The sequence below is a fragment of the Halotalea alkalilenta DSM 17697 genome (assembly GCF_000621205.1).
GTDB classification, from domain to species: domain Bacteria; phylum Pseudomonadota; class Gammaproteobacteria; order Pseudomonadales; family Halomonadaceae; genus Halotalea; species Halotalea alkalilenta.
Genome location: NZ_JHYY01000021.1, coordinates 89,883 through 114,918, shown reverse-complemented (window position 1 = coordinate 114,918; position 25,036 = coordinate 89,883). Strand labels below are relative to the sequence as shown.

Genomic DNA, 25,036 nt, shown 5'->3' with positions numbered 1-25,036 from the left:
CCATCCAACCTTGGAGGTCACTATGGCTGACAAGCACGTGTCCCGGCACAGCATGGAGATCACGACCGCGCTGCTCACTGGCGCGATCGGGGTGACCGTCTGCATCGGTGCTTGGCAGGCGGGGGTCGGCTGGGAGCCGAGCGGCCCCTCATCAGGCTACTTCCCTTTCTACATCGGTGTGCTGATCGTGCTTGCCAGCCTGGTCAATCTGGGGCGGGCATTGATCTGGAAACGCCATCTCGATGAGGTCTTCCTCGATGGCGCGCGGGCGCGCTCGGTCGCCCGTTTCACCCTGCCGCTGGTCGGCTATGCGGCGGTCTCTGTAGTGCTCGGTCTCTACGTCGGTACCTTCCTCTACATGCTCTTCGCGATGCGCCTGCAAGGGAGCTATCGCTGGTGGGTGGCGGCGTCGACCGGCGCCGCGGTCAGTGCCTGCTTCTACCTGATCTTCGAAATCGGCTTCCAGGTCCCGCTGCTCAAAGGGCCGCTGGAGGCGTGGCTGGGCATCTACTGAGCCGCTTCGCACCGCGCCACTTGGAGGGCGTACCTCATGGACAACCTGATGCATCTGATGGATGGCTTCGCCACCGTCCTCAGCTGGTACCACATTACGATCATGGTGATCGGCGTGCTGCTGGGCGTGCTGGTCGGGGTGCTGCCTGGCCTGGGCGCCCCCAACGGCGTCTCGCTGCTGCTGCCGCTGACCTTCACCATGGATCCGATCTCGGCGATCATCCTGCTCAGCTGCATGTACTGGGGAGCGCTGTTCGGCGGGTCGACGACGTCGATCCTGTTCAACATCCCAGGCGAGCCCTCGTCGGTGGCGACCACCTTCGATGGCTACCCGATGGCGCGTGACGGCCAGGCGACCCGGGCGTTGACCCTGGCCTTCATCTCCGCCGGGCTGGGTGCGCTGGCCGGGGTGGTGATGATCACGCTGCTCTCCAGCTGGGTCGCGGAGTTCGGCCTGCGCTTCTCCTCGCCCGAGTACTTCGCGGTCTACTTCCTGGCCTTCGCCAGTTTCATCGGCATGAGTTCGAGCGCGCCCTCGAAGACCCTGGTCTCGCTGGCGCTCGGCTTGGTATTCGCCACTGTCGGCATGGATGCGGTATCGGGCGGGCTGCGGCTGACCTTCGGAATTCCCGACCTGGTCAAGGGGATCAGCTTCCTGGTCGCGGTGATGGGCCTGTTCGGCATCGCCGAGCTGATGGTCACCACCGAGGAGGGGCTGCATTTCAAGGGGATAAAGGCGCGCATCAGGCCGATGGATGTGCTGCGCACCGCCGCTGAGATGCCGCGCTACGCAGTGGCTTTGGTGCGCAGCATCCTGATCGGGATCTGGATGGGCATCACTCCGGCCGGCCCGACCGCGGCCTCGTTCATGAGCCATGGCATCGCCAAGCGCTTCTCCAAGCATCCGGAGCGCTTCGGCAAGGGCGAGCCGAGTGGGATCGTCTCCCCCGAGGCGGCCGATCACTCGGCGGGTACTTCCGCACTGCTGCCGATGCTCGCGCTCGGGGTGCCTGGCTCGGCCACAGCGGCGGTGATGATGGGCGGGCTGATGATCTGGGGACTCACCCCGGGGCCTATGCTGTTCGTCGAACGGCCGGATTTCGTTTGGGGGCTGATCGCCAGCATGTACCTGGGCAACCTGGTCGCAGTGGTGCTGGTGCTCGCCACCGTGCCGCTCTACGCCTCGATCCTGAGGGTGCCGTTCGCGATCATCGGACCGCTGATCATCGCGGTGATCTTCACCGGGGTGTACCAGGTCGCCAACTCCACCTTCGATATCCTGCTGGTGCTGCTCTTCGCCCTGCTCGGCTACCTGTTCAAGAAGCTCGACTACCCGGTCGCGCCGCTGGTGCTGGCGATGGTGCTGGGCGATCGCGCCGAGGAAGCGTTCCGCCAGTCGATGGTGTTCTCCGACGGTAGCGTTGCGGTGTTCTGGTCCAACCCGCTGGTCTCGACGATCATGGGGCTGGGGGTGTTCATGCTGGCTTGGCCGTTGGTGTCGAAAATGATCGGGCTGCGCGCCTTCCGACGCCGCAGCGCGATGAAGCCTGAGGCGTCGCAGGAGCGGCCCCGGCAGGGCGCGGAGACCCCCCGATGAACCTGGAGCATTACTTCGATCATGGCGATTCGAGCCGCGGTGAGCGGGTGGTCGAGGCTTGCGTGGTCGGCAGCGGCGGCTTCGGACGCAGCCTTTTGGTGCATGCGCCAAGGGTGCCGGGGCTCGATGCCCGGGTCGCCGTCGATCTCGATCTTGATACCGCCGTCGCCGCGCTGCGGGCCGCCGGATGGCCCCTCGACCGGATCCACGTCTGCCGCGAGGTCGCCGAGGCGCGCCGTGCCTGGAACGCGGGCCACTGCGTGGTCACCGACTCGCTGGCGATGGCGCTGGCGCTGCCCTTCGATGTGGTCGTCGAGGCGACCGGGCAGCCCGAGGCTGGCGCCCGCCATGCGGTTCTGGCGATAGAGGCCGGTCGTCACCTGGCGCTGGCCTCGAAGGAGGTCGACAGCGTGGTCGGCCCGATGCTCGCCGAGATGGCGCGAGAGCGCGGCTGTATCGTGACGCCGGTCGATGGCGACCAGCCGAGTTTGCTGCTGGGCCTGATCAGCTGGGCCGAGCGAGTCGGGTTGGAAGTGATCAGTGCGGGCAAGGCCAGCGAGTACGACTTCATCTACGACCCCTGCGCCCGTACGCTCGAGTGTGACGGGCGGCGGATAGACGCAAGCGGCCTCGATACGCTGTGGCAGCGCGGAGGGCAGCCGCTGGCGGAATGGCTGGCGGCGCGCGCTCAGCTGGCCGCAGCGCTGCCGCAGCGCGCGGTGCCGGATCTCTGCGAACTGGGGCTGGTCGCCAACCATAGCGCGCTGGTGCCCGACCAGCCGTCGCTGCACTGCCCGATCGCACGGCTCGGTGAGGTCGCCGATATCTTCGAGCGTCGCGAACTGGGAGGCCTGCTCGCCGGCGAAGGGCGGATCGACGTATTCAACTGCCTGCGCCGGGTGGACGAATTCAGCCCGGCCGGCGGCGTCTTCGTCAACGTCCGCTGCGGTGATCGCGAGAGCTGGCGGATGCTAGCGGCCAAAGGGCATCTGGTCGGTCGCGACGGCAATGCTGCGACGATCCTGCTGCCGCGTCATCTGCTCGGGCTCGAAGTCGCCACCAGCCTGTTCGAAGCGGTGCTCAACGGCGTCTCAAGCGGTGCCCGGGTACCGAAGCCGCGCTTCGATCTGGTCGGCATCGCCGAGCGCGACCTGCCCACCGGCACTGCGCTCACCGCGCATGGGCATCACCACACCATCGACCATCTGCGACCGGCGCTGGTGCCGGCCGCTGCGCTGACCGAGGAGGCGCCATTGCCGTTCTATCTCGCCGCGACCGGCCGGCTGCGGCGTGCGGTATCGGCCGGCGAGCCGATTCGCGGGGGCGATGTGGAACTCGACGAGACATCGATGCTCTGGCGGCTGCGCCATCAGCAGGACGCTCGTTTTCTTGGTGGCGCTCCTACCCGCTATGCGTAGGAGCCGCCCAAGCCTGCGTGGCGCTTAGGCGGGTTGCTCGCTACAGCTCGGTGACGTGGGCCCAGTCGATCCAGCCGAACTGCCAGGTGGCGAGGATCAGCAGACCGAAGGCGATGCGGTACCAGGCGAAGGCGGCGTAGCTGTGGTGGCCGATGAAGCGCAGCAGCGCGCGCACCGCGATCATGGCGAAGATGAAAGCGGTGACGAAGCCGATCGCGAGCATGCCGAGATTGCCATCGATCAGGGTGCTGCCGTGCTTGATGAACATGTAGGTGGTGGCGCCGATCATCGTCGGGATGGCGAGGAAGAACGAGAACTCGGTCGCGGCCTTGCGCGAGAGGCCGAAGAACAGCCCGCCGATGATCGTCGAACCGGAGCGCGAGGTGCCGGGAATCAGCGCCAGGCACTGACAGCAGCCGACCTTGAGTGCGTCGTGCCAGCGAATCTGCTCGATCGATTCAGCCCGCACGAGATGCTTACGCTTTTCCGCCCAAAGGATCAGGATGCCGCCGATCACCAGGGCGGCGGCGACGGTGACCGGGTTGAACAGATAGTGCTGGATCACGTCGGCGAAGGCCAAACCGAGCAGCACCGCCGGGAAGAAGGCGATCAGCACGTTGCGTACGAAGCGGCGCGACTCGACGTTGGTGGGCAGGCTGATCGCGATGCCTGCGATCTTGGCGCGGTACTCCCACACCACGGCGAGAATCGCGCCGAGCTGGATGATCACATTGAAGGCGACCGCCTTGTCGCCTGAGAAGTTGAGCAGGTCGGCGACGATGATCTGGTGGCCGGTGCTCGAGATCGGCAGGAACTCGGTCAAGCCCTCGACGATGCCTAGTATCAGCGCATCACCGGCGTCTCCAAAGGTCATGGATGTTCAACTCCTTGCGTACTCCACCGGGCAGTGGAGTAGATCCTGGGGAAAGAAGATGCGGTTGCGAGTTTCTCGTGCCGCGCAGGCGCAGGCGCTACAGCACCAGCAGCAGGAGGCCGCCGAGCACCAGTCGATAGATCACGAAGGGCAGCATGCCTATGCGGTCGAGCAGGGCGAGAAACGCTTTGATGCAGACCAGCGCGGTGACGAAGGAGATCATTGCGCCGAGCAGCGGGTCGCGCCAGCCGTCCACGCCGCCGGTTTGCCAAAGCTCGACGCCTTTGAATACGCCGGCGGCGGCGATCAGCGGGATCGAAAGCAAAAACGAGAAGCGCGCCGAGGCCTGGCGGGTGAAGCCGAGTAGCAGGCCCGCGGTGAGGGTTATCCCCGAGCGGGAAGTGCCGGGCACCAGGGCGATGACCTGGGCGAGGCCGATCAACAGCGCGGCGCGCAGATCGATCTGGGGCATTTCGCGGGAGCGCTTGCCGAGTCGGTCGGCCCACCACAACAGCAGCCCGAAGATGATCGTGGTCAGGGCGATCACTGTCATCGAGCGCATGGTCAGCTCGATCCAGTTGGCGAGCAGTCCACCGACCACCAGTATCGGTAGCGTAGCGGCGATCACCGACCAGCCGAGGCGGCTTTCGGGGCTCGAGCCGTGGCCGGTCAACTGGCGGGTCCAGCCCACCGCCACCTCGCGCAGCTGGGTGCGAAAGTAGAGCACCACTGCGGCGAGCGTGCCGACGTGGACGGCTACATCGAAGGCGAGCCCTTGATCGGGCCAGCCAAACAGTTGGGAGGGAAGTATCAGGTGGGCCGACGAGGAGACGGGAAGGAACTCGGTGAGCCCTTGGATCAGGGCCAGAACAATCAGGTGTGTCCATTCCATGCCGATATCTCGCAGTCGAGTGCCTGGGTCGCCCCATCCTGTCGGGGGATTGTGACGTTTTCATGACAGTGATGAGACCAAAGTCACGACACTGCCTGGCCCTTTGTACGTGTTTCGACGGAATACGGCGATTGCGGTGGGAGGTTTTGGACGCGGAGCCAGCAATCAGGAATGGTGTCGCGCAGAGTGCGTCCCGTGGGTGCGTTGGGAATCAGGCGTCGATCGCGCGGTTGGCGACATGCTCGCCATCAAGCGAGGAAATGCTCTGCCCCCAAACCAGGACCGCCCGCCAAAGGCGGGCGGTCCGGAGACTCACTTCGAGGCGCGCTTGCGCTCGTTTTCGGTGAGGTGTTTCTTGCGCAGGCGGATGTGGTTGGGCGTCACTTCGACCAGCTCGTCGCTGTCGAGGAACTCGATCGCCTGTTCGAGCGAGAAGCGTACCGGCGGGGTGAGGACGATGTTCTCGTCGTTGCCCGAGGCGCGCATGTTGTCGAGTTTCTTGCCCTTGGTCGGGTTGACCACCAGGTCGTTGGCACGGTTGTGGATGCCGATCAGCATCCCCTCGTAGACCTCGGTGCCATGGTCGATGATCAGCTTGCCGCGCTCTTGAAGGGTATAGAGCGCATAGGCCAGCGCCTTGCCGGTGACCATCGATACCAGTACGCCGTTGCGGCGCTCGATCGAGGCATCCGGCTTGAGCGGGCCGTAGTGATCGAAGCGGCTGGTGAGGATGCCGGTACCCGAGGTCATGGTCAGGAACTGGCCGCGGAAGCCGATCAGCCCACGCGCGGGGATGATGAAGTCCAGACGCACCCGGCCCTTGCCATCCGGGTTCATGTTGGTCATCTCGCCCTTGCGATAGCCGAGCTCTTCCATGATCGAGCCCTGGTGCTGCTCCTCGCAGTCGATGATCACCTCTTCGTACGGCTCCTGCTTGACCCCGTCGATCTCGCGGATGATCACCTCGGGGCGGCCGACCGCCAGTTCGAAGCCTTCGCGACGCATGGTCTCGATCAGCACCGAAAGGTGCAGTTCGCCACGCCCGGAGACGATGAACTTCTCCGGCGTCTCGCCCTGCTGGACGCGCAGTGCGACGTTGTGGATCAGCTCCTGGTCGAGCCGTTCCTTGATGTTGCGGCTGGTGACGAACTTGCCATCGCGGCCGGCGAACGGCGAATCGTTGACCTGGAAGGTCATCGACACCGTCGGCTGGTCGACGGACAGCGGCGGCAATGCCTCGACCGCGGCCGGGTCGCACAGGGTGTCGGAGATGCCGAGCTCGTCGATCCCGGTGATGCAGATGATGTCGCCGGCGGTGGCTTCCTGGGTCTGTACCCGCTCGAGACCGAGATGGGTCATGACCTGGCCGATCTTGCCGCGACGGGTAGAACCGTCGACGTCGATCACGGTGACCTGCTGGTTGGGCTTGACCGAGCCGCGCTTGATCCGACCCACGCCGATGACCCCGACGTAGCTGTTGTAGTCGAGTGCCGAGATCTGCATCTGGAACGGGCCGTCGAGCTCGACCTTGGGCGGCTCGACGATATCGACGATCGCCTGGAACATCGGCGTCATGTCGTCGGCCAGCTCTTCCGGATCGAGGCCGGCGATGCCGTTGAGCGCGGAGCAATAGATGATCGGGAAGTCGAGCTGTTCGTCGGTAGCGCCGAGGTTATCGAACAGATCGAAGATCTGGTCGATGACCCAGTCGGGACGCGCGCCGGGACGGTCGATCTTGTTCACCACCACGATGGGCCTGAGGCCCTGGTCGAAGGCCTTCTGGGTGACGAAGCGAGTCTGCGGCATCGGGCCGTCGACCGCATCGACCAGCAGCAGTACCGAATCGACCATCGACATCACCCGCTCCACTTCGCCGCCGAAGTCGGCGTGTCCGGGGGTGTCGACGATGTTGATGTGATAGTCGCGCCATTGGATCGCGGTGTTCTTGGCCAGGATGGTGATGCCGCGTTCCTTTTCCTGGTCGCTGGAGTCCATGATCCGCTCCTGACCCTCGTTGCGGCGGTCGAGGGTGCCTGACTGCTGGAGCAGCTTGTCGACCAGCGTGGTCTTGCCATGGTCGACGTGGGCGATGATGGCGATGTTCCGGATATGGGCGATCCGGGAATCGAGTTCGTGCTGTGACATTAATTATGTTCCGTAATCTGCTGAAAGCCTGTCTGTGATCCGCGTAGCCGGGTCATGCATGGGGAGATCGAACGCAAGCCGAGCCATCGATCGCTCGTTCATCCCGATGGGAATTCCATTCTTCGTTGGCTGTGCGCCCCGGATTGATCGAAGCCTGACCTCGGCTCGCGATGATCTCAGACAGGTTCTAGCGCACCCACCGAGCTGCTGCGGATATACGGAGCGTCGGATGCGCGGGGAGGGGCTGGCTCGGCATTGTACCCGCCGGAAGGGATACAGGATAGCCGTTGCGTGCGCATGGTGCACTTCGCACGTCTTGGCTCTGGCCCGATACCCCCGGCGAGCGCTCAGAGCAGGTATAAAGGAGGGAAGTCGCCGCTTGCTCGCTGGAGGGCAGGCAGGATCGATGACGAGAAAGCGGGCTGAAGCACCGGCATGGTGCTGTTTGTGGTTTTTTTGATCCAAAATGGTGCGATGGCTATGCTGGTACGGGCTGAAGGTGCTCGTCACTGGCTCAAGGGAGCATCGAAAAACCCTATTTAGTGAATGATTAATCAGAGTAATCATGGGGTTATGATGCGTTCTCGGAAATCTGCATCATTCTGGCACGCTCCATGCATCAAAAGGGTACAGTCAGAGCGCCTCCGAGGCGCCTTCTGTCGACCTGGAGGCCGCCCGTCGCGACCTGGGTTCGGCCGCGACGGGCATGTAGCCCGCTGCGACATGTGATTTCCCCCGAGGCGCCCTCTCGTGGTCGCCCGGTACTCGATCAAGATTTCGTTTCAAGTCCTGTGCCTACTGGAGACCAACATGGCAGAAAAGACACTTGCCCTCATCGAAGAACACGACGCCAAGTGGGTCGACCTTCGCTTCACCGATACCAAGGGCAAGGAGCAGCACGTCACCATCCCGTCGCGCAGCGTCGATGAAGAGTTCTTCGAGAACGGCCAGATGTTCGACGGCTCCTCGATCTCCGGCTGGAAGGGCATCAACGAGTCCGACATGATCCTGATGCCGGAAGACGGAACCGCCTACCTGGATCCGTTCACCGAAGACACCACCATCGTGCTGCGCTGCGACATCATCGAACCGGCCACCATGCAAGGCTACGAGCGCGACCCGCGCTCCATCGCCAAGCGTGCCGAAGCCTATCTGCAGAGCACCGGCCTGGGCGATACCGCCTTCTTCGGTCCCGAGCCCGAGTTCTTCATCTTCGACGAAGTCCATTTCAAGAACGAAATGAACGGCTCGTTTTTCAAGATCACCTCCGAGGAAGGCGCCTGGGCGACCGACTCGACCAAGCTCGAAGGCGGCAACCTCGGCCACCGTCCGCGGGTCAAGGGCGGCTACTTCCCGGTACCTCCCGTCGACTCCTTCCACGACCTGCGCGCGGCCATGTGCTCCACGCTCGAAGCGGTCGGCCAGGAAGTCGAGGTGCATCACCATGAAGTCGCCAACGCCGGCCAGAACGAGATCGGGGTCAAGTTCAATACCCTGGTCAAGAAGGCCGACGAAGTTCAGACCATGAAGTACGTGATCCACAACGTGGCCCACGCCTATGGCAAGACCGCGACCTTCATGCCCAAGCCGATGGCTGGCGACAACGGTTCCGGCATGCACGTCCACCAGTCGTTCTGGAAGGATGGGCAGAACATGTTCGCTGGTGACGAGTACGCGGGCCTGTCCGAAACCGCGCTTTACTACATCGGCGGCGTGATCAAGCACGCGCGCGCGCTGAACGCCTTCACTAACGCTTCGACCAACTCCTACAAGCGTCTGGTACCTGGCTTCGAAGCGCCGGTCATGCTCGCCTACAGCGCGCGCAACCGCTCCGCTTCGCTGCGTATTCCCTACACCTCGAGCCCGAAGGGCAAGCGCGTCGAGGCTCGTTTCCCCGACCCGACCGCCAACCCTTACCTGGCCTTCGCCGCGTTGCTGATGGCTGGCATCGACGGCATCCAGAACAAGATCCATCCTGGCGACGCGCTGGACAAGAACCTCTATGACCTGCCGCCGGAAGAAGGCAAGCTGGTGCCGACCGTTGCCTCCAGCCTGGAGCAGGCATTGGAAGCGCTGCAGGAAGATCGTGAGTTCCTGACCGCTGGCGGTGTGTTCACCGACGATACGATCGACGCTTACATCGAACTCAAGATGGAAGAAGTCAATGCGGTTCGTATGGTGCCAAGCCCGGTGGAATACGAGCTCTACTACAGCGTCTAACCACCGCTGGCCAGCTGCCTGAACCGAGCGCCGAGCGCCAGTTCGGGTAGCGGGCGGCAATGGCTGGTTACCGAACCCCGTCGACATCGTGCGACGGGGTTTTTTATCTCTACCTGTTCCCCTCGGATTGAATGGGTGCACCTCTCGTGTGCAGGTAAAGAGGTGGACCGGTTGGATTGCATGGAATGCGTCGAAGCCCCGGGTGCGCCGATGGGCAGCGGGCTTAGGCAAAAGATGGCAGGCAGGTGTAGATTATTCGTGCACCGTTATAGTGCGTTTTCTTGGCGTGCCATCAACGGAAGATGCGCTCCAATGGCGCGCGTCACGGGTGCGGTGCAACTGTGGCGCGCTTCTTGCACTACCCAGGTGAATGCTCCCTTTATGGAAGACAGGATGAGTCAAGGCATGTACCCGCGCCTGCTTGAGCACCTGACCACCGCCGTGGTCCTGCTGGATGACCAGCTCCGGGTCCGTTGGTTGAACCCGGCGGCCGAGGCCATGATGGGCTTGAGCCTGGCGCGGGTAGAGAACAGCTGTCTCGAGTGCCTCGACGGCGAGGAAGGGCAGATCAGCGCCATGCTGCTCAAGGCGATGGCCGAGCAGCACCCTTATACCCAGCGCGAAGCGACCCTGTTGGTCGCCACCGGCGAGCAGGTCACCGTCGACTACACCGCGACCCCGCTTTCCGCGGACGAACTGCTGATCGAGCTGGAACCGCGCGACCGCCTGCTGCGCATCTCTCGCGAGGAGGCGCTGATCGCTCGCCAGGAGATGGTCAAGGTGCTCACTCGCGGGCTCGCGCACGAGATCAAGAACCCGCTTGGTGGCATTCGCGGCGCGGCACAGCTGCTCGAGCGGGACCTGCCCGACCCGGCGCTCGCCGAGTTCACCCGGGTGATCGTCGAAGAGGCCGATCGGCTGCGCGATCTGGTCGACCGGATGCTGGGGCCGAACACCTTGCCTCATCACGAGCCGGTCAACATCCATGTGGTGCTCGAGCGGGTCGATACCCTGCTGCGCGCCGAGACCTCCCATGTCGAAATCCTGCGCGATTACGACCCGAGCCTGCCCAACGTGCTCGGGGACGAGTCACAGCTGATCCAGGCGGTACTCAACGTCGCCCGCAACGGTCTCCAGGCGATGGAGGAGAGCAGTACCGAGTCGCCGCAGCTGATTCTCAAGACGCGTGCGCGGCGGCAGTTCACTCTCGGCGTTGAGCGCCACCGGCTGGTTTGCGAAGTGGGCATCATCGATAACGGCCCCGGTATCCCGGAGTCGCTGCGCGAGTCGCTGTTCTATCCGATGATCTCCGGGCGCGCCGAGGGCACAGGGCTCGGGCTCTCGATCGCCCAGTCGATCCTCCACCAGCATCAGGGCCTGATCGAGTGCGATAGCCGCCCCGGGCATACCGAGTTTCGCCTGCTGGTGCCGCTCGATCTCGATCCCGAGAGCGTGGCCGAGGGGCGCCGGGCAGGGCCTGCAGCGGATGCCGCGGGCTTTTCGTACAAGTGAGGACTTCGATGGGCGACGTGAAGAACAACGAATCAATCCCCGACGACGGCCACGTCGCGGTCGCGGCACCGACAATAAGCCAATGCTGACGAGGAACCCTCATGAGTGACGTAGCGCGCGTATACATCGTCGATGACGACCGTGCCATCCGTTGGGTGCTCGAACGCACCCTGGCGCAGCCCGACCTCGACGTGCACAGCTTCGAGCGGGCCGATGCGGCGCTCGAAGCGATCATACGCCGCCCCCCCGACGTGCTGCTGACCGATATTCGCATGCCGGGCACCGATGGCCTCGACCTGATGGCCAAGGCGCGCGAGGCGCTGCCTGACCTGGCGGTGATCGTGATGACCGCTCATTCCGATCTCGACAGCGCGGTGGCTTCCTACCAGGGCGGCGCCTTCGAGTACCTGCCCAAGCCGTTCGATGTCGACGATGCCCTTTCCCTGGTTCGCCGCGCCGTCGCCCACGCGCGCGAGCGCAGCGCGCCGACCGAGGTGCCGCAGGGCATCACCGCCGAGATCATCGGCGAAGCGCCGGCGATGCAGGAGGTGTTCCGTGCGATCGGCCGCCTCTCGCACTCGAACATCACGGTGATGATCAACGGCGAGTCGGGGACCGGCAAGGAGCGGGTCGCGCGCGCGCTGCACCAGCACAGTCCGCGCGCGCGCGGGCCGTTCATCGCGCTGAACATGGCGGCTATCCCCAAGGAGCTGATGGAGTCGGAGCTCTTCGGCCACGAGAAGGGCGCCTTCACCGGTGCCACCGCCCAGCGCCGCGGGCGCTTCGAGCAGGCCGATGGCGGTACCTTGTTCCTCGACGAGATCGGCGACATGCCCGCCGACACCCAGACCCGGCTGCTGCGGGTGCTCTCCGACGGCGAGTTCTATCGTGTCGGCGGCCATACGCCGGTACGTGCCAACGTGCGGATCATCGCCGCCACCCACCAGAACCTGGAGAAACTAGTCGAGGAGGGGCGCTTTCGCGAAGACTTGTTCCATCGCCTCAACGTGATTCGCATCCATCTGCCACGGCTGGCCGAGCGCCGCGAGGACATTCCCCGGCTGACCCATCATTTTCTCGCCGAGGCGGCGCGCGAGCTCTCCGCCGAGCCCAAGATACTCACGCTCGAGGCAGAGCAGCACCTCTCCAGGCTCCCCTGGCCCGGCAACGTGCGCCAGCTCGAGAACACCTGCCGCTGGCTCACCGTGATGGCCTCCGGGCGAGAGGTGCTGGTCGACGACCTGCCTCCCGAACTGCGCGAAGCCGAAGGCGGCGAGATTCCCTCTGGCGATTGGCGCAGCGCTTTTCGGGGCTGGGCCGATCGTGCGCTCGCCGCCGGGCATACCCACCTGCTCGAGGAGGCGGTGCCGGATTTCGAACGCATCCTGATCGAAACCGCGCTCAAGCATACCGGGGGACGCAAGGGCGAGGCGGCCGAGCTGCTCGGCTGGGGGCGTAACACGCTGACTCGCAAGCTCAAGGTGCTGCTGCCGGCGCTGGCGGAGGGCGATTGAGGCTTGTTGGCCTGAGGTGGCCGACTGCTTGGACGGAGCCTAAGCTCCGCTTTAGGGTAGGGGGATGATCGGGATGCTTGACTGTGGGGCTAGCATCCCGAGCATTTTCAATGCATTGCCCTACTCTGGAGTCACCGATGAGTAATCCGTCAGCTTACCGCTATGCGCTCGCCATCGTCGCAGGTCTCTCGCCCGTTGTGGCCGAAGCCGCCGGGGAGAGATTGGAGGGGAGCGTCATCGCCGATGATCCGGCCTTCCATGAGTTGGTGGCCGAGGATGCCGAACTGGTCCGCTTGTACAGCGATGCCCGCTGGAGCGAGGGGCCTCTGGCGTTGCCCGATGGGCGGCTGATCTGGAGCGACATCGAAAACAATCGAGTGCTCTCCTGGCGCGCGGATGAAGGCGTCGACGAGCGGTGGTTACGTCCGGCCCAGTTCCACAACGGTCACGCGCTCGATCATCAGGGGCGGATCCTCGCCGCTTCCCATGGCAAGCGGGCGATCGAACGGCTGGAGGAGAACGGCGAGTGGCGCGTGCTGGTCGATCTCTATGGAGAGCAGAAGCTCAATAGCCCCAATGACCTGGTGGTCGATCGCCAAGGGGCGATCTGGTTCACCGATCCGACCTTCGGCATCGACTCCCCGACCGAAGGCTATGGCGGCCGCGCGGTGCAAGGCGGTGAATACGTCTATCGCTTCGACCCCGAGGACCAGAGCCTGACCCGTCTCGATACCCCCGCGGTGCAGACGCCCAACGGCCTGGCCTTCTCACCCGACGAGGGCATCCTCTACATCGCCGACTCCCGCCGCAGCGGGGCCGACGGCGAGGAGCCGGTGCAGCGGATCTTCGCATACGATCTCGGCGACGACGGCAGTCTGGTCAACGAGCGGGTCTTCACCGAGGTCTCGCCAGGCGCACCCGATGGAATCAAGGTCGATGAGCACGGCAACGTCTGGTCGAGCAGCGGCTCCGGCGTGCAGGTCTTCGCCCCGGACGGACGCCGCCTGGGCCGAATCGAGCTGCCGGAGAAGACTGCCAACCTGGCCTTTGCCAAGGAGGCGGACGGCTGGAAGGTCTACATGACCGCCACTAGCGGGCTCTATCGCGTAGACGTCGAGGCGGCCGCCGCGGGGGGGGATTGAAGCGGCTCGTCGTCGGTGGCGCGGAAGAAGAAATTTCTCCATCCGGGAACATCTCTGCACAAGCGCAGTCAGAGAGTATGGGAAGAGCAATCTTTCCCGTTCCCTTGAATGATCCCTGCTTACGCCTGCCGTTAATCCGGCAGGCGTTTTTTCTTTCTCCTGCTGAACGTGCTGCTCGACCTTGCGTGGAGCTTGCCAAGCCTCGAGCAGCCTGGTTCGCCGCGGTTAAGCTGGCCCCACCAGGGATCAATAACAGGGAATCTCATCCCATGCCTCGCGTTCGTCTCCTCCTGCTTTGCGCCGGTCTTGGCGCCGCACTGCCGCTGTATGCCGCCGAGCCTTTGAAGGTCTTCTCCACCCGTCCGCTCGATGGCGATCCTTTGCTGGTCGGCTTCACCCAGCAGACCGGGATACCGATCGAGACGGTGCGGCTCTCGCCCGATGAGTTCGATCGCTTGGTCGCCGCCGGAGAGCCGCCTGCGGACATGCTGATGACCGCGGATTCTGGTGCGGTGCGAACGCTGGAGCGCGCGGGGCTGCTGCAGCCGATCGAATCAAAACTGGTCGAGTCGCGGGTCGAGGAAGGGCTGCGTGATCTCGATGCGGGTTGGAGCGCCTACGCCACGCGGGCGAGGATCATCTTCGCCAATCCCAGCAAGCTGGAAGCGCTACCGGCGAGCTACGAAGCGCTCGCCGATCCCGCCTATCGTGGCAAGGTCTGCCTCGGGCCGCGTGGGTCCGCCTACACCTCGAGCTTCGCCGCGATGATGGTCGTCAATCACGGTGCCGAAGAGGCTCAGCGCTGGGCCGAGGGCGTGGTCGCCAACTTCGCCCAGCCGCCCGGCGCGCGCGACTCCGCGCTGCTGATGGCGCTTGCCGATGCTGAGGATCCTTGCGCGATCACCGTGGCCAACCACTACTACTATCCGCGGATCATGCAGGGCGACGACGAGGAGGCCAGGCGAGCGCTCGAGTCGCTCGAAGCGGTGTTCCCCAACCAGCAGGGCGAGGGCAGCGAAGGGCGCGGCGCCTACCGCAACGTCAATGTCTACGCGCTGGTGAAGGGTAGTCAGCGGGTCGATGATGCGAGGCTGCTGCTCGAGTATCTCGCGAGTGACGAAGCCCAGCGAATCGTCGGCGAGGGGGTGTTCTACCCGGTGGTCGAGGGTGTGGGGCCCGTGGCGGCGGAGCAGATGTTCGGCGAGTGGAAGATCGACGACACCTCTGTGCTGCGCTATGCCGATGCCTATGATGAGGCGCAGGCGGTACTGGAGCGCGCCGGTTGGGAGTGAGGCATGGGCTCGCAGGTCTGAGAGCGCCCCGCTGGGCGCTCTTCTTCATCCCATGGCCCGGGCTTGGTGGGAGTCGAGATCGGCGCAGCGGATTACTCCACGCTCGGTGATCAGCCCTTCGATCAATTCGTGCGGAGTAACGTCGAAGGCGGGGTTGAACACCTTGATCCCTTCGGGGGCGATGCGCTGCCCCTGGATTTCGACGATTTCCTTCTCATCGCGCTCCTCGATCGGAATGCCGGAGCCATCGGCGAGCTCGAAGTCGATGGTCGAGAAAGGGGCGGCGACATAGAAAGGAATGCCATGGGCGCGGGCCAGTAGCGCAAGCCCATAGGTGCCGATCTTGTTGGCGCTGTCGCCGTTGCGCGCGATGCGGTCGGCGCCAACGATCACCGCGTCGATCCTGCGGGTCTTCATCACATGGGCGGCCATCGAATCGGTGATCAGCGTGACGTCGATGCCGACGCTGGCCAGCTCCCAGGTGGTCAGCCGTGCGCCCTGGAGCAGCGGACGGGTCTCGCAGGCGATCACCGAGAGTTCGAGGCCTCGCTCACGGGCGAGATGGAACGGGGCCAGCGCGGTGCCATAGCGGGCGGTGGCGATCGCGCCTGCATTGCAGATCGTCATCACCGTCGCCCCGGCGGGAAGCAGGGCCAAGCCGTGCTCGCCGATCCTGCGGCAGGCCTCGGCATCCTCGGCCTGGATCGCCTGGGCCTCGAGCAGCGCGCGAGCGCGGATCGCCGCGACGCTCGGTTCCGACTGGCAGGCCCGGGCGATGCGGCGTACCGCCCAGGCCAGGTTCACCGCGGTCGGCCGCGAGCTCTCGAGATAGACACGGGTTCGCTCCAGCCCTTCCAGCAGTGACTGCGGTGAGTCGGCCTCGGCATCCCGGGCCCAGAGCGCGATGCCAAAGCCCGCGGCGATACCGATCGCAGGCGCGCCGCGAACCTCCAACTGCTTGATCGCCTCCCAGACCTCCTCGACCCGGCTCAATCGACGATAGCGCACTTCGAGCGGCAGCCGGCGCTGGTCGAGCAGGATCAGGGCGCCATCGCGCCATTCCACCGACGGGGGCAGACGGGCGGCCTGGTCGCTCATCGGTTGTCTCCCTGGCGATCATCTATCGCGCTTTCGAGATAGGCGCGCAGCGCCTCGACGTTCACGAATTCGCCCCGGCGCTTGATCAGGCTCGCCGCCAGTTCGAGCGCGTCCTGCTTGACCTCCAGGCGGATCGCCGGGTCCTGGATGCTCTCGATGTCGGCAACGTGGGCGAGGCCCACGATGCGACGGAATGCCTTGCAGCCGGCGAAGCCGATCGCTTCGCTGAACCAGCGTTGGAGCTGGGCGTCGAAGTAGCCTTCCACGGCGGCGAATGGATCGACGCTGCCGGCTGCGAGCTGCTCGCGCATGCCCCGCTCGAAGTGGCGCCAGCTCGTCTCGAGGGTGTCGTAGAGAAAGCGCCGGTAGGCCCGGCGGGCCTCGTTTTCAAGGCCATGGCCCCGATGGGAGAGGCTGGAGAGGATCAGGTTGGCCCAGAATGCGCCGATATCGAAGGCCAGCGGCCCGTAGAAGGCGAACTCGGGGTCGATCACCCGGGTGTCGCTTTCGCTGACGAACAGGCTGCCGGTGTGCAGGTCGCCATGGATCAGCGCCTCGCCCTGGCTGAGGAACAGCCGGGTCAGCTCGGCGACTTCACGTTTGAGTGCCTGATCCGCCCAGTGGCGTTCGAGGGTCGGGCGCAGCGCCTCTGGGAAATCGTTGCTCGGTCGATCGAAGTACGGGTCGATGAAGACCAGGTCTTCGGTGATGTTGCACAGGTCCGGATTGACGAACCGTGCGGCCAACGCCTTGGCCTCTCGCGGAGTAAGGGCGAAGTGCGAGGTGGCGTAGAGGGTCCGGGCGAGGTAGTCACCGATATGGCCGCCGAGCAGCGGCAAGTAGCGTCCCTGGATCAGCGCCGCGCGGCCGATCGTCAGGTGGGAGAGGTCTTCCATCACGGTCAGCGCCAGCACCGGGTCGAGGTGATGGAGCTTGGGCACGTGGGCGGGAATTACCTTGGCCGCCTCGAGCAGCGCCTCCCCTTCGATGCGGGCACGATCCAGCGACAGCGGCCAGTTTTCTCCGACCACCTTGGCATAGGGAAGCGCCTGTTTGACGATCAGGCTCTTGCCCGCGCCACGCACGCGAAAGACCAGATTGAGATTGCCATCGCCGATCTCATCGCATTCGAGGGGCTCATTGGCGGTGAAGAGGCCGAGGTGGCGCAGGTAATCGCAGGCATCGCTCGGGGCGAAGGTGCGATAGCCAGGGGCGTGAGCGTTCAAGCGGGCAGTCTCCACGCAGAATCGAGATGGTCTCGATCGAAATCGTCTAAGAACATGCTTAAAGTGAATAAAATCGTCGAATGAGCGCGTTAATGGCGGCTACTTCGGTGATTTTGCGAAAACAGGCGGCCCACGTTATGAGTTGGAAACGACCCTGTCAATCATTCTGGCGTCGGTCGGGGAGGGAGTGGCGCAATGCACGAGCCAGTGCATCGCAAAACCGCGATGAACGGTGGCGAATAGAGAAGGGGAACGTCGGGAGACCGGCCAGGGACCTGATGGACTGGGCGAGAAAGGTGGGTTGCGTCGAGCGCTGTTCAAGGGGGCATCCCTGCCAAACCTTGTCGCTCCCTCGACGCCCGCGGATGTTAAGCTAAAAACCACTCGGATGGTAATGATATAGGCGTGTACGGCTTGAAACTTTGGTACATGCCGGTACGGTCGCAATTCGCTTTCTCTGGGTGCTCAGGCGCTTTCACTTTCATCGAATGCGTCGTTGGACGCCTCTCGCTGGGCCAGGTCGAGGCGCGCGCGAACGTCATCATGCACGGCCAGGTAGCGCTCGATCGCCTCGCCTATGCGCTGGATCGCGCCTTCTATGCCTTGATGTCCGAACAGCCGGTTGAACTCGAACAGTATCGGATGGCCATCCAGCATCGCCACGTCGAAGCCGCCATGATCGATCCCACTCGCTCGGGCGAGGCGCTTCACCAGCGCCAGCGCCGCCTCCGGCACTGGGTCGTAGCGCACTTCACCGCCGACCGAGACGTTGCTGCGGAAATCACCGAGCGGGCTGACCCGCCAATAGGCAGCGACGATCTCGCTGCCGACCAGCACGATGCGCAGGTCGCGGTCGATCGGCAGTCGCGGCTGGGCATAAAGGACCTCGCGTTCGGCCGCCAGGGCTTCGAGCGTGCTGCGCTCTTCCACCAGGGCGACACCTTGGCCACGGGCGCTGCGTATCTCCTTGAGCACCATCGGATAGCCGATCCTGCGCTCGAGCAGTTCGAGATTGGCGGGGGTGGAGGCGAGGATTTCGGTGGCCGGCAGGTGTGCGTCGATCAGCGCGCGAAAGGCGCGGGTCTGCTCGACCTTGTCGTGGCCGAGGTAGTAGCTGGCGGGGCTTGGGAAAATCCGCTTGCCAAGCGCATGGACCAGGACGTTGACTTGCCAATAGGCGGGGAACAGCAGCCAGTCGGCGGCGCGGATCTCGTCGAGGTGGTCGTACATATGCTCCGGCTTGATGTAGCGCACTCCGTGCATCCCAAGGGTGCGATAGGGGTCGAAGCTGATCAGCTTGGGCATGATGGCCCTCACGAAAGACGAACGTTGAGTTGCTCGCGAGCCCCTCTGCGGCGGTGTCCTACCCGCATCGCATGGGTCGATCCGAGGACGGGCTGGCTATTGGCTCGCCGCAGACGGCGGCATTATTGGGCCGGCTTCATCGCCACGCAAGCGCCGACAGCGGCCAAAACCCCGGTACACTGCCTATTCATTCAAAGATCAATGCGTTGCCTCGTTGAGGTCATGCGAACCTGCAACGGCCCGCCATAGGAAGCCTTCGATGACGCAGATGCACTGGGCCCGACTGCTCGAGCCGATCCGCCTCCAGGACCGCCCGAGCGGCACCGGCCGCGAGGTCGGCCGCAGTCCTTTCCACAAGGACCACGACCGGATCGTCTTCGCCGGCTCCTTCCGCCGGCTCGGGCGCAAGACCCAGGTCCACCCGCTGACCGAGAACGACCATATCCACACCCGATTGAGCCACTCCCTCGAGGTCGGCTGCGTCGGCCGTTCGCTGGGGATGATCGTCGGCGAACGCCTGGGCGAGCGCTTGCCCTCGTTTCTCACCTCGGCCGACCTCGGGGTGATCGTCCAGGCGGCCTGCCTGGGGCACGACATCGGCAATCCGCCGTTCGGCCATGCCGGTGAGTACGCGATCCGGGACTGGTTCCAGGCCGCGCGGCGCCATTCGCCGCAGTTGTTCGAAGGCTTGAGCGATGCCGAGACCAGCGACCTGCTCACCTACGAAGGCAATGCCCAAGGGTTCAGGATCGTCACCCAGATCGAGTACAACCAGTTCAACGGTGGGATGCGGCTCACCGCGGCGACCCTCGGTGCGATGCTCAAGTACCCGTGGACGGTCGAGCATGCCCTCGGCGGTGGCAAATTCGGTGCCTACCAGTCGGAGCGCGAACTGCTGGCCGAGGTCGCCGAGCTGCTCGGGCTCAGGCGTCGAGAGCCGGGCATGTTCGCCTGGTGCCGTCATCCTCTGGCCTATCTGGTCGAAGCCGCCGACGACATCTGCTATGCGCTGCTCGATCTCGAGGACGGTCTCGAGATGGGCATCCTGCGCTTCGATGAAGTCGCCGAGGTGCTCTCCCAGATCGCCGGTCTCGAGCCGGGGGATCCATTCGTCGTCGAACTCGAGCGGATGGAGCGCAGCGGAGTGTCACGCCGTCGCCGGGTCGCTGCGCTGCGCGGGGCGGCGATGGAGCGCGCGGTCAATGAGGTCGCCGAGGCGTTCGTCGAGCATGAGCAGGCGCTGCTGGGGGGGAACCTGGATTCGGATCTGCTCGAACACTGCCATCCCGATCTCGCCTGGGGCGTCGGGCGTGCCAAGGAGCTCGCGCGCAAGCGGATCTTCCAGAACGAGCGCAAGGCCAAGCTCGAGATCGGTGCCTATACCACTCTTGGAATTCTGCTCGAGGCGTTCATCGGCGCCGCTCACGAGCTGCATACCACCGGCACCTCGAGCTTCAAGCACCAGCGGGTGCTGGCGCTGATCGGCGAGAATACCCCGCTGCCCTCCTGGAGCCTTTATGCGAGCTACCGCAGGATGCTCGACTTCATCGGTGGAATGACCGACCACTACGCGGTCGACCTGGCCCAGGAGATGGGCGGGCGGCTGCGCGGGGAGTGAGCTTGCGCGGCGCCGAGCCCGCCCGAGGCCGCAGCCAGCTCAGCCCTCCAAGCGCTCCTCGGCGTGACGCTCGCGGTTCGCGCGGCGCTCGGCGCGGGCCTGGGCACGGTTGGCGAAGTAGTTGGCACCCTTCTCGGCGTCGTAGCTGCCGTCCCACTTCGCGATCACCAGCACCGCGAGTGCGTTGCCGATCACGTTCAGCGCGGTACGCGCCATGTCCATGATCCGGTCGACCCCGGCGATGAACGCCAGCCCCTCGAGCGGGATGCCGACGCTGCCCAGCGTCGCCAGCAGCACAACGAACGACACCCCCGGGACACCAGCGATCCCTTTGGAGGTGACCATCAGCGTCAGCACCAGGGTGAGCTGCTCGCCGAGGCTCAGGTCGATGCCGTAGAGCTGGGCGATGAACAGCGCCGCGATGCTCTGGTACAGGGTCGAGCCGTCGAGGTTGAACGAGTAGCCGGTCGGGATCACGAAGCTGCAGATCGCCTTCGGTGCGCCGTACTCCTCCATCTTCGCCATGATCCGCGGCAGCACCGTCTCGGAGCTCGAGGTCGAGTAGGCGAGCAGCAGCTCGTCTTTGAGGATGCGGATCAGAGTGAAGATGCTGAAACCGTAGAAGTAAGCGATGCTGCCGAGCACCACGAAGGCGAAGAACGCGATCGCGAAATAGACCAGCACCACCAGCTTGGCGAGCGGCAGGAGCGAGGTGAAGCCGAAGTTGGCCACCGTCACCGCGATCAGCGCGAACACCCCGATCGGGGCATAGCGCATGATCATATGGGTGACCTTGAACATGGTCTCCGAGACTGCCCGCATGGTAGTGATGAACGGCTCGCGCAGGTCGTTCGGCAGCGCCGAGAGGCCGAGGCCGAAGAACACCGAGAAGAAGATGATCGCGAGCATGTCGCCGCGCACCAGAGCGTCGAAGATGTTCGACGGGATCAAGTTGAGCAGCGTGGCGATGAAGGCGTGATCATGGGAGACCTCCTGCGCGGTGGCGGTGTACTTCGAGATGTCGACGCTGGAGAGGCTCGACATGTCGATGCCCGCGCCCGGCTGGAACAGATTGGCGGCGACGAGGCCGACGACGATCGCAAGCGTCGTGACCACTTCGAAGTAGAGGATCGTCTTGGCGCCGATGCGGCCGAGCTTCTTGGCGTCGCCCATGCCGGCGATACCGACGATCAGCGAGGAGATCACGATCGGAATGACGATCATCTTGATCAGGCGGATGAAGATGTCGCCGGCGGGTTGCAGCACGTTGGCGACCGCCCACTGGCGGGCTTCAGGCTGGTCGTGCAGCAGGCTGCCGACCAGTACGCCTAGAATCAGGCCGATCAGGATCTGCCAGGCCAGGCCTGGTGCTCTGAAAGTCTTGCGCGTCATGATGGGTTCCAGTGGTGAGGCTGGCTTTGTTGCAGCTGAATTTAGTCTCGATTAAGCCCCGCACTCTACACGAGAGGCAGGGTCTCCTGTCTACGGTTGACGTCAGGAAAAAAAGCGAATTGCGACCATTTTCGCCGAAAGAGCGACCATGAGCGGAGTAGGCCGGGCTTGGCGGCGCTGCGACGAGGTCGAGCGGAGTGTAAGAAATATACTCCACTCGCGGCGGCTCACCTCGGCTGGAGAAACGGCCGTGCAGGCCGGTGTGCAGACTCAACATGCCAGTTTTAGGCGCTTGTAAAAGCCGGGTCGTCGGCACTATGCTTCATGAAAGTGGAATTTATATTTTCCATAACAAGAATCGCAAAGGCAGAGCCCTATCATGGAAGCGACCTCTTTCATCACTGATCTAAGCGCCGGCGTCCGTTCGGCCGACGGCAGCGAGGAGCGCACCCGCTACAAGGCCGCGTTCAAGTCCGAGGTGGACGGTTATCTCGCCGCCCACCCCGAAACCGCCTATGTCGACGTACTGCTGACCGATCTCAACGGCATCTTCCGTGGCAAGCGCCTGCCGGTGGATTCACTGCCACGGCTGGCCAAGGGCTGCTATTTCCCGGCCTCGATGTTCGCCATGGATCTGCTCGGCAACGTGGTCGAGGAGACCGGCCTCGGCCAGGAGATCGGCGAACCGGACCTGCTCTGCCTGCCGCTGCTCGGCACGCTGATGCCCAACGCCCACGATCCGGCGCGGATCGCCCAGGTACTGTTGACCATGGTCGACGAGCAGGGCGCTTCCCACCCGTTCGAGCCGCGCAACGTGCTCGCCCACGTCTGGGAGCAGCTCAAGGCGCGCGGGCTCTATCCGGTGGTCGCGGTGGAGCTCGAATTCTACCTGGTCGATCGCGAACGCGACGCCGAGGGTGCGCTGCAGCCGCCGCGCTCGCCGGTGACCAGCGAGCGCAGCGAGCAGAGCCAGGTCTATTCGCTCGACAATCTCGATGACTTCGCCGAGGTGCTCAGCGATATCAATCAGATGGCCCGGCAGCAGGGGCTTTCGGCCGAGGGGGCGGTGGCCGAGGCTTCGCCCGGGCAGTTCGAGATCAACCTCGAGCATGGCCACGATGTGCTCAAGGCCTGCGACGATGCGCTGATGCTCAAGCGGCTGATTCGTCAGATCGCCGACCAGCACGACCTCCAGGCCACCTTCATGGCCAAGCCTTACGGCGATTTCGCCGGCAACGGCATGCATATCCACCTGAGCCTGGTCGATCGCGAAGATTACAACCTGTTCGCCGACGAGGAGGTCGAGGACACCGAACTTCTGCACCGTGCCCTCGCCGGGATGATCGAGCTGATGCCCGCCTCGATGGCGCTGTTCGCCCCCAACGTCAACGCCTTCCGGCGCTTCCAGCCGGGCATGTACGTGCCTACCCGGGCCAGCTGGGGCTACAACAACCGCACCGTGGCGCTGCGCATCCCGCGCAGCGGTCGGCGTGACTACCGCATCGAGCATCGCGTCGCCGGCGCCGATGCCAACCCCTACCTGGTCGTCGCCGCGCTGCTCGCGGGTCTGCTCCACGGCCTCGATAATGCGCTGCCGCTCGATCCGCCGATCGAAGGCAACGGTCTCGATCAGCCCGGCGTCGAGCTGCCGACCCGCCAGAGCGATGCACTGGCGCTGCTCGAGGAGAGCGCGCCGCTGGCCCGCTACCTCGGCGAGGATTTCCTGCGGATCTACCGCTTGTGCAAGGCCAATGAGCTCGCGCGCTTCGAGCGCCAGGTCACCGAGCTCGAGCTCGACTGGCTGCTCAAGCACGCTTGAGCGGCATCGGCCGCAGCGCCTCGCCGAAGAGGGCGAGGCGCTGGCTTGACGAGTCTAGAAGGCGTACTGCAGCGCCAGGCGGTTCTGCCAGAACTCCTTGCCGTCGCGCGGCGAGCGCTGCACACCGAGGAAGTTGGCGACGCTGAAGCCATCGAGCGAACCGCGGAAGTTGTAGACCGCAAAGCCCATGTACTCGGACTGGTTGCGGCTTTCCACCTCGGATGATTCTTTGAGATCCATGAACGAGTAGCGTGCGCCGAGCACCAGCTGGTCGGTGGCCAGGCCCGAGACGTCGAGCGAGTAGGCGTTGCCGGCGCCGAGGTCCTGGGTGCTGGTGAAGAACGGCTGGGCGAAGATCGGCCCTGACGAAGAGTTGTGGGCGTAGGGAGTGACCAGCACGCCGTTGCGGTAGGCGTTCTCCTGCGCGGGGATGTGATTGTAGTTGAGCGTTGCCTTCAGAGTGCCGTAGTTCAGCCCCAGCTGCAGGCCATAGATACGGCTGTCGACCTCGCCGAGAAGCTCCTTGCCATCGCCGGTGCCGCGCATGAACTGCAGGCCGAGGAACGGGCGCAGGTCGCCTTCTGCGAGCGCTACCTGCCCTTCGAGATAGTTGATCTTGGTGTAGTCCTCATACTCCTGGTGCCATGCTTCGCCGCTCCACTTCAAGCCATTGGCGTACAGCGCCCGGGCACCGCCGATCGACCACATGCCGTCGGTGGTCTCCTCCACCGGCGAGAACGAGTCCCAGCGTGAGTTGTACATCGTGGTCTTGGTGAACGAACCGCCGGCCCAGGGCATGTAGCGGAACACCCGGGTCGCCTCGAGATAGTTCTCCTGGTCGCCATAGCGCAGGTCGACCGCCTGGAACAGGTTCGGCGTGACGCGCCAGTCCCAGGTACCGGCGAACGGCAAATCGAGTCGCTGGTTACCCGCGGTAATGGTGAAGGCATCGCGCTGATACTCGAGATAGGCCTCGCCGATGTTGGTCTGGTTGGGGCCGAGTTCCGTGACCACCCGGCTCGGGTCGTCGGCATGGTCGATGCCACGTTGCAGGATGCCACTCAACCCGAAGCGAAAGCCCTGGTAGCGCGCGCTGGTGAAGCCGACGAAGCCACCGTAGCTGATCGTGTCCTGGTTCTGCCCAGGGGTGAAGTAGGCGTTGTGGGTCGAGTAGTAGAGCGAACGCAGCGCACCGTGGAACTCGCCGAGAGTGAACATCTCGGTCAAGTCGCGGGCCTCACCGGATGACTGCTGCTGCATCGCGGGATCCGGCTGTGAGCTCTCCGGCGTCGGCTGGTTGGGATCCGTCGCGTCACTGGTTTGTGCCAGCACCAACGCCGGGGCTGCCAGCAGAGCGAGGCCTGCGAGCAAGCAGCGCGGCGCGAGGGAGGTAGGGTGGTCGAGCATCTAGCGATCTCCTGCGTATGCGTAGCCCTCGGTGGTTCCGGGGCCTTGGTTG

The 25,036-nt window shown here is 64.5% G+C and carries 18 protein-coding genes; 10 read left to right on the top strand and 8 right to left on the bottom strand.

Features of this window, described 5'->3' with window-relative positions; translation table 11 throughout:
* The first annotated feature begins 22 nt into the window (after positions 1–22).
* Genes Q376_RS0102570 through Q376_RS0102560 form a run of 3 tightly spaced genes read left to right on the top strand, consistent with a single transcriptional unit; the run spans position 23 to position 3,528 of the window.
* On the top strand, positions 23–514 hold the full coding sequence (locus tag Q376_RS0102570) for a tripartite tricarboxylate transporter TctB family protein (protein WP_027348975.1): 492 nt from the start codon (positions 23–25) through the stop codon (positions 512–514).
* A gap of 36 nt (positions 515–550) precedes the next feature.
* A complete protein-coding gene (locus Q376_RS21190) occupies positions 551–2,110 on the top strand; it encodes a tripartite tricarboxylate transporter permease (protein WP_052364883.1) in 1,560 nt (519 codons plus the stop codon).
* Positions 2,107–3,528, top strand: coding sequence for an NAD(P)H-dependent oxidoreductase (locus Q376_RS0102560; protein ID WP_027348974.1), 1,422 nt, complete (start codon positions 2,107–2,109; stop codon positions 3,526–3,528). The genes Q376_RS21190 and Q376_RS0102560 overlap by 4 nt, the downstream gene beginning before the upstream one ends.
* 40 nt (positions 3,529–3,568) lie before the next feature.
* Here Q376_RS0102560 and Q376_RS0102555 read toward each other — a convergent pair whose 3' ends face one another.
* From Q376_RS0102555 to typA, 3 genes are all read right to left on the bottom strand, one after another.
* Complete coding sequence (locus tag Q376_RS0102555) at positions 3,569–4,402, bottom strand: undecaprenyl-diphosphate phosphatase (RefSeq protein ID WP_027348973.1); 834 nt, start codon at positions 4,400–4,402, stop codon at positions 3,569–3,571.
* Between the two features lie 97 nt (positions 4,403–4,499).
* Positions 4,500–5,294, bottom strand: a complete 795-nt coding sequence (locus Q376_RS0102550) for an undecaprenyl-diphosphate phosphatase (RefSeq protein WP_027348972.1) — start codon at positions 5,292–5,294, stop codon at positions 4,500–4,502.
* A 312-nt stretch (positions 5,295–5,606) separates the two neighbouring features.
* On the bottom strand, positions 5,607–7,439 hold the full coding sequence (gene typA / locus Q376_RS0102545) for a translational GTPase TypA (protein ID WP_027348971.1): 1,833 nt from the start codon (positions 7,437–7,439) through the stop codon (positions 5,607–5,609).
* Positions 7,440–8,249: 810 nt separating this feature from the next.
* Here typA and glnA point away from each other — a divergent pair.
* The 5 genes from glnA (at position 8,250) to Q376_RS0102520 (ending at position 15,119) form a co-directional block, all read left to right on the top strand.
* Positions 8,250–9,659 (top strand): glutamate--ammonia ligase, encoded by a 1,410-nt coding sequence (glnA, locus tag Q376_RS0102540; RefSeq protein ID WP_027348970.1) that lies wholly within the window; start codon positions 8,250–8,252, stop codon positions 9,657–9,659.
* A 405-nt stretch (positions 9,660–10,064) separates the two neighbouring features.
* Positions 10,065–11,171 carry a nitrogen regulation protein NR(II) gene (glnL, locus tag Q376_RS21185; RefSeq protein WP_052364882.1) on the top strand — a complete coding sequence of 369 codons (1,107 nt, stop codon included), beginning with the start codon at positions 10,065–10,067 and terminating at the stop codon, positions 11,169–11,171.
* A gap of 101 nt (positions 11,172–11,272) precedes the next feature.
* Positions 11,273–12,685 (top strand): nitrogen regulation protein NR(I), encoded by a 1,413-nt coding sequence (gene ntrC, locus Q376_RS0102530; protein WP_027348969.1) that lies wholly within the window; start codon positions 11,273–11,275, stop codon positions 12,683–12,685.
* 137 nt (positions 12,686–12,822) lie between these two features.
* The gene (locus Q376_RS0102525; protein ID WP_027348968.1) at positions 12,823–13,827 is read left to right on the top strand and encodes an SMP-30/gluconolactonase/LRE family protein; all 1,005 of its coding nucleotides are present in this window, start codon (positions 12,823–12,825) and stop codon (positions 13,825–13,827) included.
* Positions 13,828–14,096: 269 nt separating this feature from the next.
* A complete protein-coding gene (locus Q376_RS0102520; protein WP_027348967.1) occupies positions 14,097–15,119 on the top strand; it encodes an extracellular solute-binding protein in 1,023 nt (340 codons plus the stop codon).
* A 45-nt stretch (positions 15,120–15,164) separates the two neighbouring features.
* Here Q376_RS0102520 and mtnA read toward each other — a convergent pair whose 3' ends face one another.
* The 3 genes from mtnA to Q376_RS21175 form a co-directional block, all read right to left on the bottom strand.
* Complete coding sequence (gene mtnA, locus Q376_RS0102515; RefSeq protein ID WP_027348966.1) at positions 15,165–16,217, bottom strand: S-methyl-5-thioribose-1-phosphate isomerase; 1,053 nt, start codon at positions 16,215–16,217, stop codon at positions 15,165–15,167.
* Positions 16,214–17,443 carry an S-methyl-5-thioribose kinase gene (mtnK, locus tag Q376_RS21180; RefSeq protein ID WP_052364881.1) on the bottom strand — a complete coding sequence of 410 codons (1,230 nt, stop codon included), beginning with the start codon at positions 17,441–17,443 and terminating at the stop codon, positions 16,214–16,216. Before mtnK ends, mtnA begins: the two co-directional genes overlap by 4 nt.
* A 465-nt stretch (positions 17,444–17,908) precedes the next feature.
* Complete coding sequence (locus Q376_RS21175) at positions 17,909–18,748, bottom strand: ATP-grasp domain-containing protein (RefSeq protein ID WP_081803359.1); 840 nt, start codon at positions 18,746–18,748, stop codon at positions 17,909–17,911.
* Positions 18,749–19,007: 259 nt separating this feature from the next.
* Here Q376_RS21175 and Q376_RS0102500 point away from each other — a divergent pair, with 259 nt between their 5' ends.
* On the top strand, positions 19,008–20,366 hold the full coding sequence (locus Q376_RS0102500; protein ID WP_027348965.1) for a deoxyguanosinetriphosphate triphosphohydrolase: 1,359 nt from the start codon (positions 19,008–19,010) through the stop codon (positions 20,364–20,366).
* Positions 20,367–20,405: 39 nt separating this feature from the next.
* On the opposite strand, the gene gltP is transcribed toward Q376_RS0102500, so the two are convergent.
* Positions 20,406–21,758: a glutamate/aspartate:proton symporter GltP gene (gene gltP, locus Q376_RS21170; RefSeq protein WP_052364880.1), complete on the bottom strand. Its 1,353-nt coding sequence runs from the start codon at positions 21,756–21,758 to the stop codon at positions 20,406–20,408.
* Between the two features lie 379 nt (positions 21,759–22,137).
* On the opposite strand from gltP, the gene Q376_RS0102490 reads away from it, so the two are divergent.
* The gene (locus Q376_RS0102490) at positions 22,138–23,577 is read left to right on the top strand and encodes a glutamine synthetase family protein (RefSeq protein ID WP_027348964.1); all 1,440 of its coding nucleotides are present in this window, start codon (positions 22,138–22,140) and stop codon (positions 23,575–23,577) included.
* A gap of 54 nt (positions 23,578–23,631) precedes the next feature.
* Here the strand turns inward: Q376_RS0102490 and Q376_RS21165 are convergent, their stop codons facing one another.
* Entirely contained in the window at positions 23,632–24,984 is a 1,353-nt protein-coding gene (locus Q376_RS21165; protein WP_052364879.1) for an OprD family outer membrane porin, read from the bottom strand.
* Between the last annotated feature and the right edge of the window lie 52 nt (positions 24,985–25,036).

Bases quoted from the DNA above. Each gene is read 5' to 3' on its own strand.
- gltP (WP_052364880.1), bottom strand. From the start codon at position 21,758: ATGACGCGCAAGACTTTCAGAGCACCAGGCCTGGCCTGGCAGATCCTG.
- Q376_RS0102500 (WP_027348965.1), top strand. From the start codon at position 19,008: ATGACGCAGATGCACTGGGCCCGACTGCTCGAGCCGATCCGCCTCCAG.
- Q376_RS0102490 (WP_027348964.1), top strand. From the start codon at position 22,138: ATGGAAGCGACCTCTTTCATCACTGATCTAAGCGCCGGCGTCCGTTCG.
- glnA (WP_027348970.1), top strand. From the start codon at position 8,250: ATGGCAGAAAAGACACTTGCCCTCATCGAAGAACACGACGCCAAGTGG.
- Q376_RS21190 (WP_052364883.1), top strand. From the start codon at position 551: ATGGACAACCTGATGCATCTGATGGATGGCTTCGCCACCGTCCTCAGC.
- Q376_RS0102570 (WP_027348975.1), top strand. From the start codon at position 23: ATGGCTGACAAGCACGTGTCCCGGCACAGCATGGAGATCACGACCGCG.
- typA (WP_027348971.1), bottom strand. From the start codon at position 7,439: ATGTCACAGCACGAACTCGATTCCCGGATCGCCCATATCCGGAACATC.
- Q376_RS0102525 (WP_027348968.1), top strand. From the start codon at position 12,823: ATGAGTAATCCGTCAGCTTACCGCTATGCGCTCGCCATCGTCGCAGGT.
- ntrC (WP_027348969.1), top strand. From the start codon at position 11,273: ATGAGTGACGTAGCGCGCGTATACATCGTCGATGACGACCGTGCCATC.
- Q376_RS21175 (WP_081803359.1), bottom strand. From the start codon at position 18,748: ATGCCCAAGCTGATCAGCTTCGACCCCTATCGCACCCTTGGGATGCAC.
- glnL (WP_052364882.1), top strand. From the start codon at position 10,065: ATGTACCCGCGCCTGCTTGAGCACCTGACCACCGCCGTGGTCCTGCTG.
- Q376_RS0102560 (WP_027348974.1), top strand. From the start codon at position 2,107: ATGAACCTGGAGCATTACTTCGATCATGGCGATTCGAGCCGCGGTGAG.
- Q376_RS0102555 (WP_027348973.1), bottom strand. From the start codon at position 4,402: ATGACCTTTGGAGACGCCGGTGATGCGCTGATACTAGGCATCGTCGAG.
- Q376_RS0102550 (WP_027348972.1), bottom strand. From the start codon at position 5,294: ATGGAATGGACACACCTGATTGTTCTGGCCCTGATCCAAGGGCTCACC.
- mtnA (WP_027348966.1), bottom strand. From the start codon at position 16,217: ATGAGCGACCAGGCCGCCCGTCTGCCCCCGTCGGTGGAATGGCGCGAT.
- Q376_RS0102520 (WP_027348967.1), top strand. From the start codon at position 14,097: ATGCCTCGCGTTCGTCTCCTCCTGCTTTGCGCCGGTCTTGGCGCCGCA.
- Q376_RS21165 (WP_052364879.1), bottom strand. From the start codon at position 24,984: ATGCTCGACCACCCTACCTCCCTCGCGCCGCGCTGCTTGCTCGCAGGC.